Source organism: Desulfosporosinus nitroreducens, assembly GCF_023897015.1.
In the GTDB taxonomy this organism is placed as follows: Bacteria; Bacillota; Desulfitobacteriia; order Desulfitobacteriales; family Desulfitobacteriaceae; genus Desulfosporosinus; species Desulfosporosinus nitroreducens.
Genome location: NZ_JAMHFY010000032.1, coordinates 1 through 18,214 on the forward strand (window position 1 = coordinate 1; position 18,214 = coordinate 18,214).

Annotated in this window: 11 protein-coding genes and 1 pseudogene; 7 read left to right on the forward strand and 5 right to left on the reverse strand. The window is 45.0% G+C overall.

All coding sequences use genetic code 11. The annotated features are described in order from the left end of the window. The first annotated feature begins 974 nt into the window (after positions 1-974). Positions 975-3,431 carry a DNA ligase D gene (ligD, locus tag M8E35_RS22730; protein ID WP_252472835.1) on the forward strand — a complete coding sequence of 819 codons (2,457 nt, stop codon included), beginning with the start codon at positions 975-977 and terminating at the stop codon, positions 3,429-3,431. A 98-nt stretch (positions 3,432-3,529) separates the two neighbouring features. Here the strand turns inward: ligD and M8E35_RS22735 are convergent, their stop codons facing one another. Continuing rightward, entirely contained in the window at positions 3,530-4,126 is a 597-nt protein-coding gene (locus M8E35_RS22735) for a TetR/AcrR family transcriptional regulator (RefSeq protein ID WP_252472838.1), read from the reverse strand. 142 nt (positions 4,127-4,268) lie between these two features. Here M8E35_RS22735 and M8E35_RS22740 point away from each other — a divergent pair. After that, positions 4,269-4,969 (forward strand): annotated as a pseudogene (locus M8E35_RS22740) (ABC transporter ATP-binding protein). Next, a complete protein-coding gene (locus M8E35_RS22745; RefSeq protein WP_252472841.1) occupies positions 4,963-6,798 on the forward strand; it encodes an ABC transporter permease in 1,836 nt (611 codons plus the stop codon). The pseudogene M8E35_RS22740 and the gene M8E35_RS22745 overlap by 7 nt, the downstream one beginning before the upstream one ends. 315 nt (positions 6,799-7,113) lie before the next feature. Here M8E35_RS22745 and M8E35_RS22750 read toward each other — a convergent pair whose 3' ends face one another. From M8E35_RS22750 to M8E35_RS22765, 4 genes are all read right to left on the reverse strand, one after another. Next, on the reverse strand, positions 7,114-9,612 hold the full coding sequence (locus tag M8E35_RS22750; RefSeq protein WP_252472844.1) for an FtsX-like permease family protein: 2,499 nt from the start codon (positions 9,610-9,612) through the stop codon (positions 7,114-7,116). Further along, positions 9,609-10,286 (reverse strand): ABC transporter ATP-binding protein, encoded by a 678-nt coding sequence (locus tag M8E35_RS22755; protein WP_252472846.1) that lies wholly within the window; start codon positions 10,284-10,286, stop codon positions 9,609-9,611. Before M8E35_RS22755 ends, M8E35_RS22750 begins: the two co-directional genes overlap by 4 nt. A gap of 110 nt (positions 10,287-10,396) precedes the next feature. Beyond that, on the reverse strand, positions 10,397-11,317 hold the full coding sequence (locus tag M8E35_RS22760; RefSeq protein ID WP_252472849.1) for a sensor histidine kinase: 921 nt from the start codon (positions 11,315-11,317) through the stop codon (positions 10,397-10,399). After that, a complete protein-coding gene (locus M8E35_RS22765) occupies positions 11,317-12,003 on the reverse strand; it encodes a response regulator transcription factor (RefSeq protein ID WP_373887477.1) in 687 nt (228 codons plus the stop codon). The genes M8E35_RS22760 and M8E35_RS22765 overlap by 1 nt, the downstream gene beginning before the upstream one ends. Positions 12,004-12,165: 162 nt before the next feature. Here M8E35_RS22765 and M8E35_RS22770 point away from each other — a divergent pair, with 162 nt between their 5' ends. From M8E35_RS22770 to M8E35_RS22785, 4 genes are all read left to right on the forward strand, one after another. Beyond that, positions 12,166-12,399, forward strand: a complete 234-nt coding sequence (locus M8E35_RS22770; RefSeq protein WP_252472852.1) for a hypothetical protein — start codon at positions 12,166-12,168, stop codon at positions 12,397-12,399. Positions 12,400-12,769: 370 nt separating this feature from the next. Next, positions 12,770-14,134 carry a fibronectin type III domain-containing protein gene (locus tag M8E35_RS22775; RefSeq protein WP_252472863.1) on the forward strand — a complete coding sequence of 455 codons (1,365 nt, stop codon included), beginning with the start codon at positions 12,770-12,772 and terminating at the stop codon, positions 14,132-14,134. A 651-nt stretch (positions 14,135-14,785) separates the two neighbouring features. After that, a complete protein-coding gene (locus M8E35_RS22780) occupies positions 14,786-17,428 on the forward strand; it encodes a translation factor GTPase family protein (RefSeq protein WP_252472866.1) in 2,643 nt (880 codons plus the stop codon). Between the two features lie 61 nt (positions 17,429-17,489). Next, on the forward strand, positions 17,490-18,122 hold the full coding sequence (locus M8E35_RS22785) for a YczE/YyaS/YitT family protein (protein ID WP_252472869.1): 633 nt from the start codon (positions 17,490-17,492) through the stop codon (positions 18,120-18,122). Positions 18,123-18,214 lie beyond the last annotated feature (92 nt).

An 18,214-nucleotide genomic window follows, 5' to 3' on the forward strand; every position in this document is an offset into this window, starting at 1 on the left:
CTTTCTTTAGTGGTTTTATTATATCAGGTTCATTATCTTTTCAAGAAATCTTGTCGAGTTTTCCTAGACCATTATAGGTCTACAAAGTAATTCTTTTTAGGATGTTCACAATCAGCTTTTTACTAATTTCAAATAACCCCAAGTAGCCAAAGGAAACCAAAGAACAAATGGTATAATTGAGTCTATTATTCCATGTGAAAGTTTTAAAACGCCAAGTTTCGTAATCATTTGGCAAAACATCATGCTATAAAACACGCCAGAAATAGTGTAGAGATAAATATAAGATCGTTTGTTCGGCAAGAAGTAGAAATATATTATAAAGAAGATAGCCCAACTAATCGGTGCCAGAAAATGAATACCTATTAGTCCAAAAGGCTCATAATTAATATACCTAAATGATTCGGTAATATTTGCTATACTAACAAGTACAACATCAAATATTGCCCCAAAAATAATTCCGTAAATCGATAATCTGCGAATTTCAGCTTTAGGTACTACTGCAACGAGAATTGTAGCAAAAATCAACGTGTAAAAGAAAGGAATAAAATTTTATTGCCATCTTGTATCTCCTAACAATTTAATAATTATAGTATTCCTTCTAATCACTATTATATTTATGCTTGAAAGGCCTCATTCCAACTCTCCAGGAAATAAGCGGATACTTATAATTCAATTGGAAACAATAGTTCCGAAGGTGTATTCACAATGATATCGTGTAAATCGTTCCTAACTTTTGGCATGGCTGCGATCCCCATCGCGATCGCAATGTACACAGCCACAGAGGATAATGACATCCCATTTCAATAAGTTACATAAGGAAGACAAATAGCCACATCCGATTTAAGAAGACCAGCGCCCACTGCTGTAAGAGGGTCGCCTTGGAACCCAAGTTCCGGCCAAAGTGATCGACCCTAATAAGAGTTACTTAAAGCAGTGTTGAGAAGGCAAAAAAGAGAAGGAACCGGCGTGATTATATGACTGCAAAACTCAATGAATACAACCAAAAAAGGAATTTTGCCAGAACCTTGGAACCGGAAGGGATAACAGAAGTGGCCCAAGAGGGTCTGAGGTATGTCGTCCAGCACCATCTGGCTCGCAGAGATCACTACGATTTCCGCCTGGAATGGGAGGGAGCTCTATTGAGCTGGGCGGTGCCCAAGGGCCCTTCCTATGATACCCGTGACAAGAGGCTCGCCGTACGGGTGGAGGAGCATCCTTTGGAATACAGAAACTTTGAGGGGACGATTCCCCAAGGGGAATATGGCGGCGGTGTGGTCATGCTCTGGGATGAAGGGTGCTGGGAACCCTATGGGGATGTAACTGAAGGACTCAGTGCCGGTATGCTGAAGTTTGTTCTGAAAGGACGCAGGCTTAAGGGAAAGTGGGCTCTGGTGCGTTTGAAAGGGAAAGCGGGCGAGAAGCAGGAGAACTGGCTGTTGCTTAAAGAAAAAGATGAGTATGCCAAAACTGCCGAGGGGATTTCTGAATTTACCACCAGCATCAGAACCGGGCGCACCATGACGGAAATTGAAGAAGGGGAAGAAGAAAGGATCACGAGGAACCCCTTCAGCAGTACCGGCGTGCAGTTGGCCCAATTAGTCCATACGGATCCTAAGGGTGAGGATTGGCTTTATGAGTTGAAATACGACGGCTACAGGATACTGGCCTATATTGAAGGCAACAGTGTCCGGCTGATCACCAGGAACGGCCATGATTATTCAAAGCGGTTCCTGGATGTCGCCTCTTCTCTCGCTGAATGGGCGGTTGGCCGGGCGATGATTCTGGACGGCGAAATGGCCATCACGGACGCAGCGGGCAAGACGGACTTTCAGGCACTGCAGAACTATCTGAAAAATCCCCAGGCCAATAACCTGACCTATATCGTCTTTGATCTCCTGGCCTTGGATGGAGCGGACCTCAGGGGACACCGCCTGATTGACAGGAAGGAAACCCTGGCAGCGTTGCTGAAAGATGCCCCCGAAAACCTCCACTACAGCCGGCATGTGAGAGGAAACGGCAAGGAAAGTTTCCGCGCGGCCTGTGAGGCAGGCATGGAAGGGATCGTCGGCAAAAAAGCCGATTCCGTCTACAGCGGAGCAAGAAACGGTGACTGGATCAAACTAAAATGCGATAAAAGGCAGGAATTTGTCATCGGTGGATATACTCTTTCCGATAGAAAAACGAGGGGGGTAAGTTCCTTGCTCTTGGGCGTCTATGCAGGCGGGGAATTAGTCTATGCCGGACGTGCCGGCACCGGCCTGAGGGAAGCCGACATGAAAGAGCTGGAGGGAAAATTTGCGGGCCTACAGAGAAGGGAGCCCCCTTTCCAACTCGGGCCCAAGCCCAGGTCGAAGGAAAAGATCACTTGGCTTGAACCTGAGCTGGTGGCGGAAATTAAATTTGCCGAATGGACCGCAGATCATCTCTTAAGGCAGGCAAGCTTCAAAGGCCTGCGGAGGGATAAGAATCCCAGAGATATTAAAAAGGAAAAAGCGGATGAGGATAGAGCGGATGAGAAAATAAAGTCCCCATCAGCCGTTAAAGAAACGGAGAGCGTTGTGGAAGTAAACACCAACGGTATCATCATTGAAGGAATCAAGATCAGCAACCCGGACAAAGTGATCTTTGCCGACTCGGAAATCACCAAAGTGGATGTGATCCGGTATTACGCCCAGGTGGCAGAGCGCATGCTGCCCTATGTGAGCCACAGGGTTCTCAGCATTGTCCGCTGTCCCAAAGGCATAGCCCAGACTTGCTTTTATAAGAAGCATCCCGGTCCGGGCAGCAAAGGAATCGTCACCATCTCTATTTCCACCGGCGGCGGAGAACAGGAAGACTACTTCTATATTGAGAACCCAGCCGGGCTGATCGCTGAAGCACAAATGGGCACCCTGGAATTTCATATCTGGGGAAGCCGTGTCGACGAGCTGGAAAAGCCTGATATGATGGTATTTGATCTGGATCCTGACGAAGGAATGGACCTGAGCAGGGTGCGCCAAGGTGTGCTGGATGTGAAAAATATTCTTGCCGATCTTTCCCTGAACTCGTACCTCAAGACCAGCGGCGGCAAAGGGTACCATGTGGTCGTCCCTTTAAAACCTGCCGTAGCCTGGGATGGGTTTCACGATTTTGCCAGGCGCGTCGCCGAAGTGATGGAGCAGAAGTGGCCTGACCGCTACACAAGCAATGTGAGAAAGGCTAAGCGTACCAACAAGATCTTCATCGACTGGATTCGCAACGGCAGAGGTGCTACCAGCATTGCCCCCTATTCCCTGAGAGCGAGGAACGGGGCCGGGGTTTCCATGCCCATCGCCTGGGCTGAACTGGACACGGTGGCTCCTGACGGTGTCAATATGGCGGAGGCGCTCCGGAGGATCGGAGGCAATGATCCTTGGAACGATTTTTTCCGGAATAATCAGCAGCTTAAATGAATTGCTGTTGAGTGCATGTGAATTAGGCAAAAAAATAAAGAGGCTTGATTAGGACAATCAAGCCTCTTTGCATATAAAGCAGCCATAATGGCGGACGTCTATTGCTCCCTATGTCTGATGAGCCCGTTCAGAAACAGCAGGTTGATTTCCTCTGCCAGTTTGGGGTTCTGCTCAAGGGTTGGGCGGATTTTTCTGTTATGGAGGAAATAGTGGTAGAAGATGTCGATATAGATTTCTATCGCAGTGTCGGAAATATCCGCTGAAAAATAGCCGATTTTCTTTCCCTCTTTGATGAGACAGGAAATCAGGCGTTTGTTTTCTATATTGAAATCATCGAGATACTGTCGGAGAACAGGATCGCTTTCCACGGCTTCAAAAAAGAAATCCATGTTGTACCGGTTTTCATAGATAATTCTGTTTTCCAGGTATTCCCTCATCTTGTCAATGAAACTACACTCTTTTTCAACCAGTGCTTTTGTCTCATTCAGGCTTTCATCTAAAATGTTTTTAACGATGATTCGGCGCAGATTGTCTTTGCTCTCAAAAAAGTTATAAATGGATACCTTGGAGACGTGGGCTTTTTCGGCGATTTCGGTTACGGTTACTTTCTCAAAGCCGTATTTACCGAACAGCTCTAAAGCCGTTTGCAGGATTATGGCTTTTTTATCGTTTCTTCTCTTTTCAAATCCGTCCATCAAATCACCTCCCCGAAATATGAACTATATAAACCTTAAACGTAAATAATATTACCATACCCTCGTTGACGCGTCAACGAGGGTATGGTAATATATAAACCAAAAACGGTTATAAAGTTCATAATTTGAGAGGAGCAGAGATATGGCGGACGTTATTTTTGATAATGTGAGCAAGGATTACCAAATAGGAGAAATCACTATCCAGGCTGCAAAGAAGGTGTCGTTTCAGGTCCGGAACGGTGAGCTTGGCATTATTCTCGGACCCTCCGGCGCAGGCAAGACCACGGTGCTCAACCTTTTGGGCGGCATGGAGAACGCCACGTCCGGGAAAATTCTTTTTGACGGCAAGGATATTACGGTCATGAACGATTTGGAATTGACCGACTACCGGCGATACAAAATTGGCTTTGTTTTTCAATTTTATAATCTGATCCCGAATCTGACTGCGGCGGAAAACGTGGAGCTGGCCAAGCAGGTTTGCAGATCACCGCTGGAGCCGGAAGAGGCCCTGGGTATTGTTGGCTTAAAGGACAGGATTCACAATTTCCCGGCGCAGCTTTCCGGCGGAGAACAGCAGCGCGTCGCCATTGCGAGGGCTATCTGCAAAAAACCGGACCTGTTGCTCTGTGACGAGCCCACCGGTGCCTTGGATACCGAAACGGGCAAAACCGTTCTCAGGGTTTTGTCTGACATCAGCCGCAAGTGGGAAAAACGGTGATTATCATCACCCATAATTCTCTGGTCGCACCCATTGCCGACCGGCTGATTGAAATGAAAAACGGCAGGGTAGTCCAAGAGAGCGTGCAGGATTCTCCCGCCGATCTGGAGGGAATCAAATGGTAACGATGCTGCAAAAAAAGATTTTACGGGATATTAAGGAAAACCGCTGGGCGTTTTTGGCCATTGTGTGTATTTGTTCCCTGGGGATTGCCCTGTTCAGCGGCATCAACTTGTATGTGAGTACGGTTAAAAACGAAGTGGCCGATTATTACGAACAGGCAAATCTTGCTGATTACTGGATTTACAAGGTGGAGGTTTCCGATTCCGATTTGAATAACATACGGTCATTGACCGATATTCAAGAAGCGCAGCGTCGGAAAGTAACGGACATTTCACTGCCAGGAGCATCAGGTGCGGTTCTGCATATCCATGCTGTTGATGAAGCGGCCATAATCAATGTGCCGGAGCTTCTCGAAGGAAATCTGCTTGACGGAAGCGAAACAAACGCTCTTTTGCTGGACAGCCGCTTTGCCGAAGCACACGACCTGTCCGTAGGTGACATTATTACCACCGGGGAAAGTGAAAGGCAGAAAGAGTGGCTGATCAAAGGGATTATCCGGGATGTGGAATACGTTTACTACGCCCCGGAAGGGTTAACAGTCCCGGAATACCACAAATACGGATTTGCCTACACAAACGCTTCCGCTCTGCCGGATGTGGCTTTCAATGAAATCGTCTTGACTGTTCATGAAGCATCAAATCTTTCACAGGAAGAAATTTCGAACAAAGTACGCAAAACGCTTGAGGGAGCCAATATCCTTAGCCGCCATCATCAGACCAGCTACCGGAAGGTTGCGGACGCTATGACCGGTGTAAAACAAATCGGGCTATTGTTTTCCATCGCCTTTTTCCTGACAGCGGCCCTAGTGACCTGGATTACTGTATCCCGTATGATGGAGAATCAACGCCAGCATTTGGGAACACTTCGTTCGCTGGGCTACTCCAAAAAGGAAATCACAGGACGGTACGCGCTTTTCGGGGGGTTGATCACCATTCCAAGTATGATTTTAGGATGGGTCATTGCCAGGTACCTGATTGCGGAATTCCTGTATGGTATTGGGATTACCTATTACACAATAGACGCGACTGGTGTCACGCCCTTTACGCTGCATTTCTTTTTGTCGGTGCTCTGCGTGGCGGCGGTTACCTGCGGCGCCGCGATGCTCTCCTGCCGTAAATTACTAAAATTGACACCTGCTTCACTTATGCGGCCAAAGCCGCCGGCACATGGTCACCGGATTCTGCTGGAACGAATCACGCCATTTTGGAGACGCTTAAGCTTCAGCGGAAAAATTGTGACAAGAAATCTGTTCCGTAACAAGGCACGGATGCTCATGGGGCTAGTCGGTATTATCGGTTCCACTTCCCTGATTCTGTGCGGCTTCGGGCTGATGAATTCTATTAACGCGATGCTCGACAAGGCGTTTGATGAAACAGTGCAGTATAATGTGGAGATTAAACTCCGAACCCCCTCGACCGGCGAACAGCTTTCCGATATTTATGATACGCTAAACAGTGCGCGGAATATCGACGCCACTATGGCGTTCAGTGTTTATCTTTATGGTGAAGACGGTAATGTGCAAAGCCCCTATCTTGTCGTGATGGACGAAGGACAAAAAAGCTTGGGCTTCAAGGACACAAAGGGCAACTCGGTCCATTTCCCAGAGGATGGGGCCTTTATCACTCCAAGGATGGCGGCCGCTCTTGGTGTGGATGTCGGCGATACGCTCACAGCACAGCTCCTTGATGGATCAATTATTTCACTTGAGGTTGCCAATATAGTGGATTTTCCTCTCGGAAATGAGGTCTATATGGGCAAAACCGCATTTTTCAAAGGTATCAGATCTCCCGTTCCTGGTAAGAACGCTGCTGATAAACGGGCAGGGGCTTGACCTGAACAAGCTGAAAAGGTGCATAGCCTTATCAAAGAAAATGAGATGACAACAAAAAATCTGGCCACGATATTCATTTTGAGCATCCGGAAAAATTTATTCAGGTAATGGCAGAATCTTTGAACAGAATAAGTCGTATTCCTTAAAGCAGATATTGCGGAATCCGTCTCAAGGTGAAAACACTAGGGATATCTTATGGTGATACTGTAAAAGGTAAACTTCAGGAGTGTGATAAAATGACAAAAGACGTATAAAAGCGCTGCCATGGATGGCAGCGCTTTATCCATGAGATAGCATAACAATGCGGTTGAATACTCATGACTCAGTTTCTCGCAATCGTTCTACAATACTCTGCTTATCTGTTGTGTGATAAGCAATCAAAGGAACGAAAATTCCCAGGACAAACAGCAATGGCAAAACAATCAGCAACGGCCAGAAAACAAAGTGATAACTGGTAAACCAGATTTGCCCGCACAGCGGGCGCACAATCAGCAGCGAGCAAGCGATACTCAAGACAACAGAACTCGTTGCCGTCAAAGTTGCATAATATCTGCCTTCAAAACACAACATTTTCACAAGCTGTTTACGCGTCATGCCAATGCTTTGCAGCATAGCAAATTCTTTGCGACGGGTCAGGATACTGGTCAAAATAGCGTTGATAAAGTTCAGCACCCCAATGAGTCCGATGATCAGCGCTAAGGCACCGCCAATCAAAACGGCCGTGTTCTGTATGCCCTTCAAGCCCGCCAGCGCAGTAAACTTAGACTTGTAATTCATGGTCGGCTCAACGCTGTCTGTATACTGTTTCAAAAAGGTTTCCATACCGGCCTCTTGATCATCGCTAATGTTAAAAGCGTAGCTCATAACATAGGTTTTGCCGGTTAGTTCTTTGTACACCTCACTCGGCAAAAAGAAGATGGAACCCAGCCAGCTGCCGTCTGTATTGGTGTTGGGGTTCTCAATCACATGGCCAAGCACGGTCATCTCCCGCACCTTATCGCCGCAGGTCAGCCTAAGCACATCCCCAACCTTGTGGTTGGCACTGTTCATTTCCACGTTGCCGTGATCATCTGTCGCTACTCCCTCCAGGATATAGTTGCCTGTGGCGAGCTTGTCGGCGTCAAGTTCACCATCCACAAGGCGCAGACGGCTAAAGGGAAATTTGTCAAGGCCGTATAGGGCTGTTGAGAATGAACCATCCGGTTGTCGGTTCATGGTCTGCGCGGAGGTTTCGCTTTGATAGCTGCCCCAGGAGCCATACAAACGTCCTCCTGTCTCAAAGTCTTTTTGACCACTTACGGCAGCGATGAACCTCTCGCTCAAGGCACTTTCCTCACCGTCGTATTGGTTATTGAACAGATCGGCATGGCCAATCAAGAAGTCTGAATCGCAGAAGTTTTCAAGAGCTTTGTTGACGTCCACACTCTGAGATAGGGTGAATACTGTGTTGGTAAGCACAATGCTCAGGCCTAAGCTCAGGATCACCAGAAGGGTGCGTTTTTTATTGCGACCGAGGTTTGCCAGAGCCATACGTTTTGGTTTGGCGCCATTTTTGGACTTCTTCAGTTTTTTTCTATTACCCTGAACGTTATCGGTGTAACCCACCGCTTCGACAGGAGATACCTTTGCCGCCATCTTTCCCGGCTTATAGGTGCTAATCAATACGGTAAGCAAGGCAAAAACAGCAGCACCTGCAAAAATGAGTGGATTGGGCGATACGGACACGGCACTGCCTGCGTAGGTGGATTGTGCCATCAAGGTCGGCACCAGTGCCTTGCCCACAAAGAAACCGCCTAGCAAACCAAGAGGAATGCCGATCAACGAGAGCATAAGTGCCTGACGGCGGATGATGGTGCGCAGCTGTCGGCCGGTGGTGCCGACAGTTTTCAGAAGACCGTAGAAACGAATATCCCGCAAAACGGAGATTTGAAAGATATTGTAGATAATTAAATAACCAGTGAATACAAACAGCAGGAGGGCGCTGGCCAGCCCTATGATCGTTCCGGCATCGAGCGCGACGCCTGTGGACATATAAGCCCAGTTGACGCCTGTCGCCATGTAATTGGGTGAACCCTCTTCAATAGAGAATCCGCTTTCGGTCAAAACCCTTTCCAAATCCCTCTCGATGTTCAGACTGTTTTCAAATTTGATATACCCATTGACAGCACCTGTGAGTGAAGAGTCTTGATAATAAGTGTTTTGCAGTTCATCTAGATGGGCGTCCACATAAGCGCGAGAGGAAAAAATCTGCCCAATATTGAAGCCCGGGTCGCTTTCCCACCAGCCCGCCAACACGAAATCACGCTTTACCTGCTTACCGTGGACGCTAAGCTCCAAGCTGAGCGGTGCGCCTACTTCCAGTGGAACCCCCATCAGCTCCAGCGTCTTGGTATCGGCAAGTACCTCATTTTCGGCCTGTGGCTTGTGTCCACCTGTCGGTTCGGCAAAACCGAATTTCAGGCCCGTGTCATCATAATACCAAAACTCCGTACGCCGCTTGATGAGGTTTTCATTATCAACGCTGTCGCCAAGTATCCGGCAGTAGGCCATTTCCTTGATAAGTGGATGCTTGCTCACACCCTCATACTCTTGATCGGTAACATATTTGATGACGGCATGGCCATCTCCGCCGGACATAGCCATGCTGGCCCGTTGCATACTTTCCACAGCGCCAAATCCCATCGTAAAAATGCTGGTGAACAAGAGCGCAGTCAGCGCGATAGCAATCACAGCAAAGATGTTGCGTATTTTGTTGGCCCGAAAGCTCTTGTCGGCCAGATTGCGGATCGCTTTTTTGTTTCTGACTTTGATCATGTGTGCTCACCGCCTGCTATTTTTCCGTCCTCAATACGGATGATGCGGTCTGCAAGCTGAGCAATTTCTTCGTCATGGGTGATCATCACAATGGTCTGCTTGAATTTCTCAACCGTCACTTTAAGCAGGCCCAGGACATCCTGGCTGGTCCTGCTGTCTAAGTTGCCGGTTGGCTCATCGGCGAGGACAATTGCCGGCTTGGAAGCCAGCGCTCTGGCAATGGCAACCCGCTGCTGCTGACCGCCGGAAAGGTTGTTCGGCAGGTTCTGCAGCTTGTTTTCCAGTCCCAGCGTTTCGATGATCTGCGTTACATAGCTTTCATCCGGCTCGTTGCCGTCGAGCTGGGTGGGCAGGACGATGTTTTCATAGACATTCAGCACCGGTACTAGGTTATAGTTTTGAAATACAAAACCGATTTTGCGACGTCGAAAAATGGTCAACTCTTCATCTTTCAGCAAAAATATTTCTTTGTTATCTACAATCACTCTTCCGCTGGTAGGACGGTCAAGACCGCCTAGCATATGGAGCAGGGTGGATTTCCCGCTGCCGGAGGTACCAACGATGGCTGCGAATTCTCCGGTTTCTACAGACAGGTTCACGCCAGCCAGCGCATGGACAGCCGTTTCACCGCTGCCGTATTGCTTTTTCAAGTCTATTGTTTCTAAGATGGTCATTTTGGTTTCCTCCCCAAAAAAAAGTTCTGTATCACAGTTTTCTATGATACAGACACTCTAGCAAATCAATCTTTCCACATTCTTTCTCAAATCTAACAGTTTTGAAAGATTCATCGTTTTTCTGTTGGAAGAAAAATCGAGAAAGTAGCGCCTTGCCCCAATTTTGAGGACACTTTGAGATAGCCTCCGCCGGACGAAATGATCTCTCGTGCTAAAAACAGGCCAATTCCTACTCCCTCTTGACAGCTAACTGCAGCAGAGCGATAAAAACGCGAGAAGATTTTGCTGTGTTCCTCCTCGGCAACCCCAATACCTTGATCGGTAATGTCGATCCGGTTAAACAGCTCATAGGGCGTAGCTTTAATTTTGATGGTGCTTTGGGCAGGGGAATATTTAACCGCATTATCGATGACATTATATACTGCCTCGGTTGTCCATTTGAAATCAAAATAGGCGGTGCAGTCGGTTGAATCCACGACAACAGTGATTTCTTTGGCCGCAGATTTTGGCTTAATTTGCGCTATAGCAGCGTCCAGCAGCTTTTGTACTGCTTCCTTTTTAAGATTGATGGTGATGATCCCGGTTTCCAACCGAGAAGTTTTCACCAGGGCTCCTATTAGGAAATTCAGCTTTTCAGCTTGCGTAGATAAGGCTTTTACACATACGGCACAATCCTCCGGCAATTCATGTTCCTTCAGCAGCTGTGAGTAAAGCAAAATGTTGGCAATAGGTGTTTTGGTCTGGTGGGATATGTCTGAAATCAGACCTTTTATTTTATTCCTTTCCTTGATCAGGTTTTTAGAGGACACTGCACAGGAGGACAAAAACCGTGCCATTTTGGCTTCCAGGGCAGATAGAGTAGATTCGTCAAAAATGCTTTCGGAAAAATCACCGTCTATAGCGCAGATTAGCATAGTATTTAGCTTTGCCATGATCTGCCGCATTCTTCTGCGATAAAGGAGAACAGCTATAGCGGCAGCGACAACCCCAGTAATAGCAGCTGTAACATAAATCAAATTCGACTTGTCCATCACTTTAACGCCCATGTGTAGCCGGTACCGTAAATTGTTTTGATATATTTAGGCGAGGATGGGGTGTCTTCCAACTTGTCGCGCAAGCGTTTTATCGTAACTGAGAGAGCGTTTTCGTCCACATATTCGGCACCGTCCGTCCAAATCACATCAACCAATTGAGCCCTTGCCAGGGTATAGCCTCTGTTTTCGATTAAAATGCGGAGCAGCTTTTGTTCGGTTTTGCTTAGTTCAAGGGGCGCACCATTTTTGGAAAACTCCATCCTGCCAAAGGAAAACAGAAAACCGTCAATCTGCATGGTATCGGATGAAGCAGGGTTGCTTTTTCTTAAGCAAGCATTTACCCTTGCCCGTAAGATCATCAAGCTAAAGGGCTTGGTAATATAATCGTCTGCTCCTAATTCCAGACCTGACACCACATCCGTTTCCATATCGTTGGCGGTCAGAATGATCACGGGTACAGCGGATGATTGGCGAAGCTTTTTCAGAAAATCGAGCCCGTTACCGTCGGGCAGATTGATATCAAGAACAATCAAATCAAAAGGAAGGTTCTCCAGGTTCTGCTCTGCGGAACGCAAATCCTGTGCTTGAATAAACGCAAATTCACTGTCTTTGAGGGCAAGCGATATGCCGTTACTTAATGATAGATCATCTTCAATAATCAATATATTTTTGATTGCGCCCACCTCCTGCACAAGATTATTAAAGTTTGGAATCGTTCAGCTTTTACCGTGCACTTTGATTTTAATAACTTCTTCAGTATATCATAAAGAAAGGAATGGATGATGTTCTGCTAGCCATCTGCGTAAGGCGACCACAGTTCCCTTATTTTTAGAGCCACTAATTTATTGACCGATAAGGGAGCAGACAGCATATCGGATGTTATAGAACAAAATGGAGTAAAACTGCAAATTGATAATGGAGCATTGGTGGATCGATTTTTTGCTGGACTAATGCCAGTGCTTAGCTTTGTCATCTACTTTGATGAGTGGAAAGAACATTATCATATGTCGGATGAAGAATTTAAAGACGCATTTATAAAAAGCTATAAAACTACCTATGGGAATCATTATCGATTATAAAAGAGGTAAATTCTTTGCACTACTACTGACTGTCCGGTTAGTTAGTAATAAAGTACCTTGCTCTTAAAATAAACGAATTATATAAAGGAGGCTCTTATTATGAATGTAATTGAGATTAAAAATCTTACCAAAAAGTATGGTACTGAGTGCTATGCGAAATTTGGATACATATATAAGGATTAGGAAAGCCCGAAACAAACACCATACTAAAGGATCGACGTTATTTGAGAAAAACGGACTTTGGAATGAATATTTTTAAATAACTGGCTTTTAAGGTTATTAATATGCCTTTTTCCAATACACCCACCTAAACTGAATAATTAATACGTATTAGTTAATAAACCCATAATTTTGAAGAGGAGGTAAAATAATGTCCAAACTCAGAAAAATAACGTTAGTCGGTGTTTTAGCTGTAGGATGTTTAGTTGCTGGGGGTATACTGTCAAATGTTCCAGTAGCAAATGCTGCTTCCATGCAAGCTAATCAAAAGCCTGGTCAGCGACTTGGACAACAAGATCAAAAGCCTGGTCAGCGACTTGGACAACAAGATCAAAAGCCTGGTCAGCGACTTGGACAACAGGATCAAAAGCCTGGTCGGCGACTTGGACAACAGGTGCAACAACATGAACTATCCGTACCGGATGATTTTACTGCAACAGTTAAAGGTACCAGCGAAATATACCTAGCCTGGGATTCTGTTAGTGATGCAACATCCTATAATATTTACAGAGCAACTTCTTCTTTAGGAACTTACACCAAAGTTGATGCCGTTACAACCACAAATTATACCGATGATGATTTGTCCGGTGAAACAACCTACTATTATAAAGTAAAGGCTGTTAATAGTTCTGGAACAAGCGATTACTCATCTGTAGTTCATGCAACAACTTCTGATGAGGCTGATGAACTGTCCGTACCGGATGATCTTACTGCGACAGCTGAAAGTTCCAGCGAAATATACCTAGCCTGGGATTCTGTTAGTGATGCAACATCCTATAATATTTACAGAGCAACTTCTTCTTTGGGAACTTACACCAAAGTTGATGCCGTTACAACCACAAGTTATACTGATGATGATTTGTCCGATAATACAACCTACTATTATAAAGTAAAGGCTGTTAATAGTTCTGGAACAAGCGATTACTCATCTGTAGTTCATGCAACAACTTCTGATGAGGCTAATGAACTGTCCGTACCGGATGATCTTACTGCGACAGCTGAAAGTTCCAGCGAAATATACCTAGACTGGGATTCTGTTAGTGATGCAACATCCTATAATATTTACAGAGCAACTTCTTCTTTGGGAACTTACACCAAAGTTGATGCCGTTACAACCACAAGTTATACCGATGATGATTTGTCCGATAATACAACCTACTATTATAAAGTAAAGGCTGTTAATAGTTCTGGAACAAGCGATTACTCATCTGTAGTTCATGCAACAACTTCTGATGAGGCTAATGAACTGTCCGTACCGGATGATCTTACTGCGACAGCTGAAAGTTCCAGCGAAATATACCTAGACTGGGATTCTGTTAGTAATGCAACATCCTATTATATTTATAGATCAACCTCTTATTCTGGATCTTTTACAAAAATTACTACCGTTACAACCACAAGTTATACCGATGATGGTTTGTCCGATGATACAACCTATTATTATAAAGTAAAGGCTGTAAACAGTTCTGGAATAAGCGCATATTCATCCTTAGTTCATGCAACTACTGAAGACTAGTAACGATATATACTATAAATGAATACGGAAACCTTCAAAACTAAAATTTATTGAGTTTTGGAGGTTCTTTTTTTCATAGAAACAAAACAAAGAAGATGAATTTGCCTGAAATAATGATCTAAGATTTTGTTTAACCTCGATGAAAGAATCCATTCAATTTCAAAATAAATAGAGACTTCACACGGAAGGTGAATATTAAGTATACTGTATATTAGCTCCTTGAGAACTTCAATACAATTGGTAAATAACCCAAATTCCTTAATATTATTCTAATAAAGGCGGGAAAGCTACACGTAAAGACAGGGGGTGTCATAATGATGTCTGAGGACATTCAGTGAAAAGGCGGCTCCTTTTCACTTTCGAAAACAAGTGAGAGAGTAAAATTTGCTGTTTGCAAATTATACTCTCTCACTTGTTTTTAGGGACACCAAAAAGAGGCTCTTGTCGTCTTTCCAACAGCCACTGGTTTTTTATGATTGGCACATAGATTCATATGTCTGTGGCTTGATGAAGGGTTTTGGGCTTTGTTTCTCACGATAAAATTGTCAAATGACAAACTTACTAGTATCATGATAATGGAAGAAGTGACATTCAGGCCTAAAGGGGCTGTGATTTTGAGAAACTGACAAACAGAAGGATTTGAAATAGATTATGGGCAAATTAGTCATTGGAATAATAGCACATGTGGATGCAGGCAAGACGACATTATCTGAGAGTCTGCTTTATCTAAGCGGAAAAATAGGCAGATTGGGCAGGGTGGACAATAAGGATGCTTATTTAGATACCTATGATCTAGAAAGAGCAAGAGGAATCACCATTTTCTCCAAGCAGGCGATGTTCGAAATAGGTGAGACTCAGATTACCTTACTAGATACCCCGGGACACGTAGATTTCTCGGCTGAAATGGAAAGAACACTTCAGGTGCTGGATTATGCCATTTTAGTGATAAGCGGTGCGGATGGGGTGCAGGGGCATACCAAAACACTATGGCGGCTCCTTCACACGTATAGGATACCGGTTTTTCTATTCATCAATAAGATGGATCAGATTGGGGCGGATAAGGACAAGTTAATGAAAGAATTGAAAAATCAGTTGGATGATGGGTGTATAGAATTTGGTCAAGTTCAGACGGACGATTTCTACGAGCAACTGGCTATGTGTGAAGAAATAATGATGGAAACCTTTCTGGCAACGGGACATATTGAAACTTCGCAGATTAAAAGAGCGGTCACTGGGCGCAAAGTTTTTCCGTGCTTTTTTGGTTCCGCTTTAAAATTAGAGGGCGTTGAGCAATTTATGCAGGGTATTGTGAAGTATGTCATGATACCTTCTTATCCCGATCAATTCGGGGCTAAAATATTCAAAGTAGCAAGAGACGAGCAGGGGAACCGCCTTACGTATATGAAGCTTACAGGCGGAAGACTCAAGGTGAAAGATGTCTTAACGAATAGCATCTGGAAAGAGAAAGTTAATCAAATTCGTATCTATTCCGGACAGAAATTCGAGGCGGTGAATGAGATAGAGGCAGGCTCTGTATGCTCAGTAACAGGACTCAGCCAAGCCAGGCCCGGAGAAGGCTTAGGGATAGAGGAAGCTTCAGATACTCCAGTATTGGAACCCGTGCTGTCCTATCAGATTATTCTGCCGCAAGGGTGTGACCCAAGAGTGATGCTTCCTAAGCTACGTCAGATTGAAGAAGAAGAGCCGGAACTTCATATTGTCTGGGATGAACAGCTGCAGGAAATACAGGCGCAGATTATGGGAGAGGTACAGATTGAGATTCTGCAGAGCCTTATACAAAGTCGTTTTGGTGTTGATGTCGCTTTCGATGCAGGACGGATTGTCTATAAGGAGACGATTGCTAATGTCGTCGAAGGGGTGGGGCACTTTGAGCCCTTGCGGCATTATGCGGAGGTCCACCTGACACTCACGCCGGGTGAGCCGGGAAGCGGTCTGCAGTTTGGGGCGGAATGTAGTGAGGATAGCTTAAGTAAAAGCTGGCAAAGACTTATTTTATCCCATCTGGAAGAAAAGGCCCATAAAGGAGTTCTAACTGGGTCAGCGATTACAGACATGAAAATCACTTTAGTCTCAGGTCGAGCACACAATAAGCATACCGATGGCGGTGACTTCAGAGAGGCTACCTATCGTGCAGTGCGCCAGGGGTTAAAGGAGGCTAAGTCCATATTGCTGGAGCCTTATTTTGCATTTCAGCTGGAACTGCCTGGGAAAATGGTGGGAAGAGCTATGACTGACATTGAGAAAATGCATGGCTCATGCGAAATATCACAAACAAATGGCGAGATGGCGGTTCTTGTGGGGAGCGCTCCCGTTGTTACCATGAGGAATTATCAGAAAGAGGTAATGGCCTACACCAAAGGACTCGGCAGGTTGTTTTGCAGCTTAAAAGGGTACGAGCCATGCCATAATGCAGAAGAGGTCATAGAAAATACCGGCTATGATTCGGAAAGAGACCTGGCAAATCCGACAGGGTCGGTATTCTGTGCCCATGGTTCGGGCTTTTTGGTGGAATGGGATGCCGTCAAGGATTATATGCATGTTGAAAGCTATCTTCAGCAAAAAGACTCGTCGATAGAAACAGCCCCAAACCAGGCCTCATACACTGAAGAGCGGTGGATCAGTTTAGAGGAGATTGACCAAATTATCAATAACACTTTCTATGCGAACCAAGGTAAGAAGTCTGCCTGGAAAGCACGCAAAACAGCCCGGGACAGTTATTATGAACCGGTTACCTATGTCAGAGAGAAGGAAAACAAAGAAGAGTATCTCCTTGTGGACGGTTATAATATTATCCACGCATGGCCTGAACTGAAAGAGCTTGCAGACGATAATATGGATGGTGCCAGAATGAAATTGATTGATACTCTAAGTAATTATCAGGGGATTCGAAAATGCCAGATTATCGTTGTGTTTGATGCTTACCGTGTTCAGGGGCATTTTGAGGAAGCAATGGACTATCATAATATCCATTTGGTATATACCAGGGAGGCACAAACGGCGGACCAGTATATCGAAAAGTTCGCCTATGATAATCAGAAGAAATATAATATTACAGTTGCAACCTCAGACGGTTTACAGCAACTTATTATCAGGGGGGCAGGAGGTGCCTTATTATCCGCCAGAGAACTGAAGGTTGAGATCGAAGGGGCTAATGAAAGACTAAAGCAGGAATATCAAGAGGTAAAGGGAATAGATCGTAATTACCTGGTAGATGCATTGTCTCCAGCCGCGAAACAGCAGATGAAAGAAATAGTTAACAAAAATGATCAGTAAAAATTAATCCTCGAATTCACAGAGAGGGATTAAGATTTCCAGCAGGTTGAGGAGGAAATATATGTTTCAGTCACGTCAGCGTTTTATATTCTACGTCTCAGGTATTATTATCATGACCTTCGGGATAGCATTAACAATTCGTTCGTTAATGGGAACCTCCCCATTTGACGCACTCCTGGTAGGATTATTTCAGACATTTGGATTAACGATTGGAAGTTGGGAAATTGTTGTAGGTCTAGCTCTGGTATTATTTAATGCAGCTGCTCAGCGCCGAAAGCCTGAATATTTCGCCTTACTTACTTCTTTGATTACTGGTATGGGAATAGACCTTTGGCTTTTTGTATTGGGCGATTTAATTAGTCCTATAACACTGTTCGGTCAAGCTTCTTGTTTAATACTTGGAGTAGGGTTTGTGGGTTTAGGAGTTGCTGTTAATTTACAAGCCGACTTTGCACCAAATCCCATGGATCGGTCAATGCTAGTCATAAATGAATTAACGGGTCTTAATGTCGCAATTTCACGGGCACTAGTAAGCCTTGTCCTTGTAATACTTGCTTTCATATTTAGAGGCCCTATTGGTATTGGCACATTATTTTCTGCCCTTTTCACCGGGGTATTTATAAAATTTTTTATGCACTACACAGCGCGTATAAACAAGGATATGAACACCTATCTTAAGAGCATAACTCCCTAAAAAACCACAACCCGGTGTTTGATGCCTGACACCAACTTATCTTAAGGTTTAGAGAGAACTAGCTTGACATATACCGCAGTACGACATAACAA

What these genes read in the sequence shown, in the direction of transcription:
- ligD (WP_252472835.1), top strand. Translation starts at nt 975, where the DNA reads ATGACTGCAAAACTCAATGAATACAACCAAAAAAGGAATTTTGCCAGA.
- M8E35_RS22735 (WP_252472838.1), bottom strand. Translation starts at nt 4,126, where the DNA reads ATGGACGGATTTGAAAAGAGAAGAAACGATAAAAAAGCCATAATCCTG.
- M8E35_RS22745 (WP_252472841.1), top strand. Translation starts at nt 4,963, where the DNA reads ATGGTAACGATGCTGCAAAAAAAGATTTTACGGGATATTAAGGAAAAC.
- M8E35_RS22750 (WP_252472844.1), bottom strand. Translation starts at nt 9,612, where the DNA reads ATGATCAAAGTCAGAAACAAAAAAGCGATCCGCAATCTGGCCGACAAG.
- M8E35_RS22755 (WP_252472846.1), bottom strand. Translation starts at nt 10,286, where the DNA reads ATGACCATCTTAGAAACAATAGACTTGAAAAAGCAATACGGCAGCGGT.
- M8E35_RS22760 (WP_252472849.1), bottom strand. Translation starts at nt 11,317, where the DNA reads ATGGACAAGTCGAATTTGATTTATGTTACAGCTGCTATTACTGGGGTT.
- M8E35_RS22775 (WP_252472863.1), top strand. Translation starts at nt 12,770, where the DNA reads ATGTCCAAACTCAGAAAAATAACGTTAGTCGGTGTTTTAGCTGTAGGA.
- M8E35_RS22780 (WP_252472866.1), top strand. Translation starts at nt 14,786, where the DNA reads ATGGGCAAATTAGTCATTGGAATAATAGCACATGTGGATGCAGGCAAG.
- M8E35_RS22785 (WP_252472869.1), top strand. Translation starts at nt 17,490, where the DNA reads ATGTTTCAGTCACGTCAGCGTTTTATATTCTACGTCTCAGGTATTATT.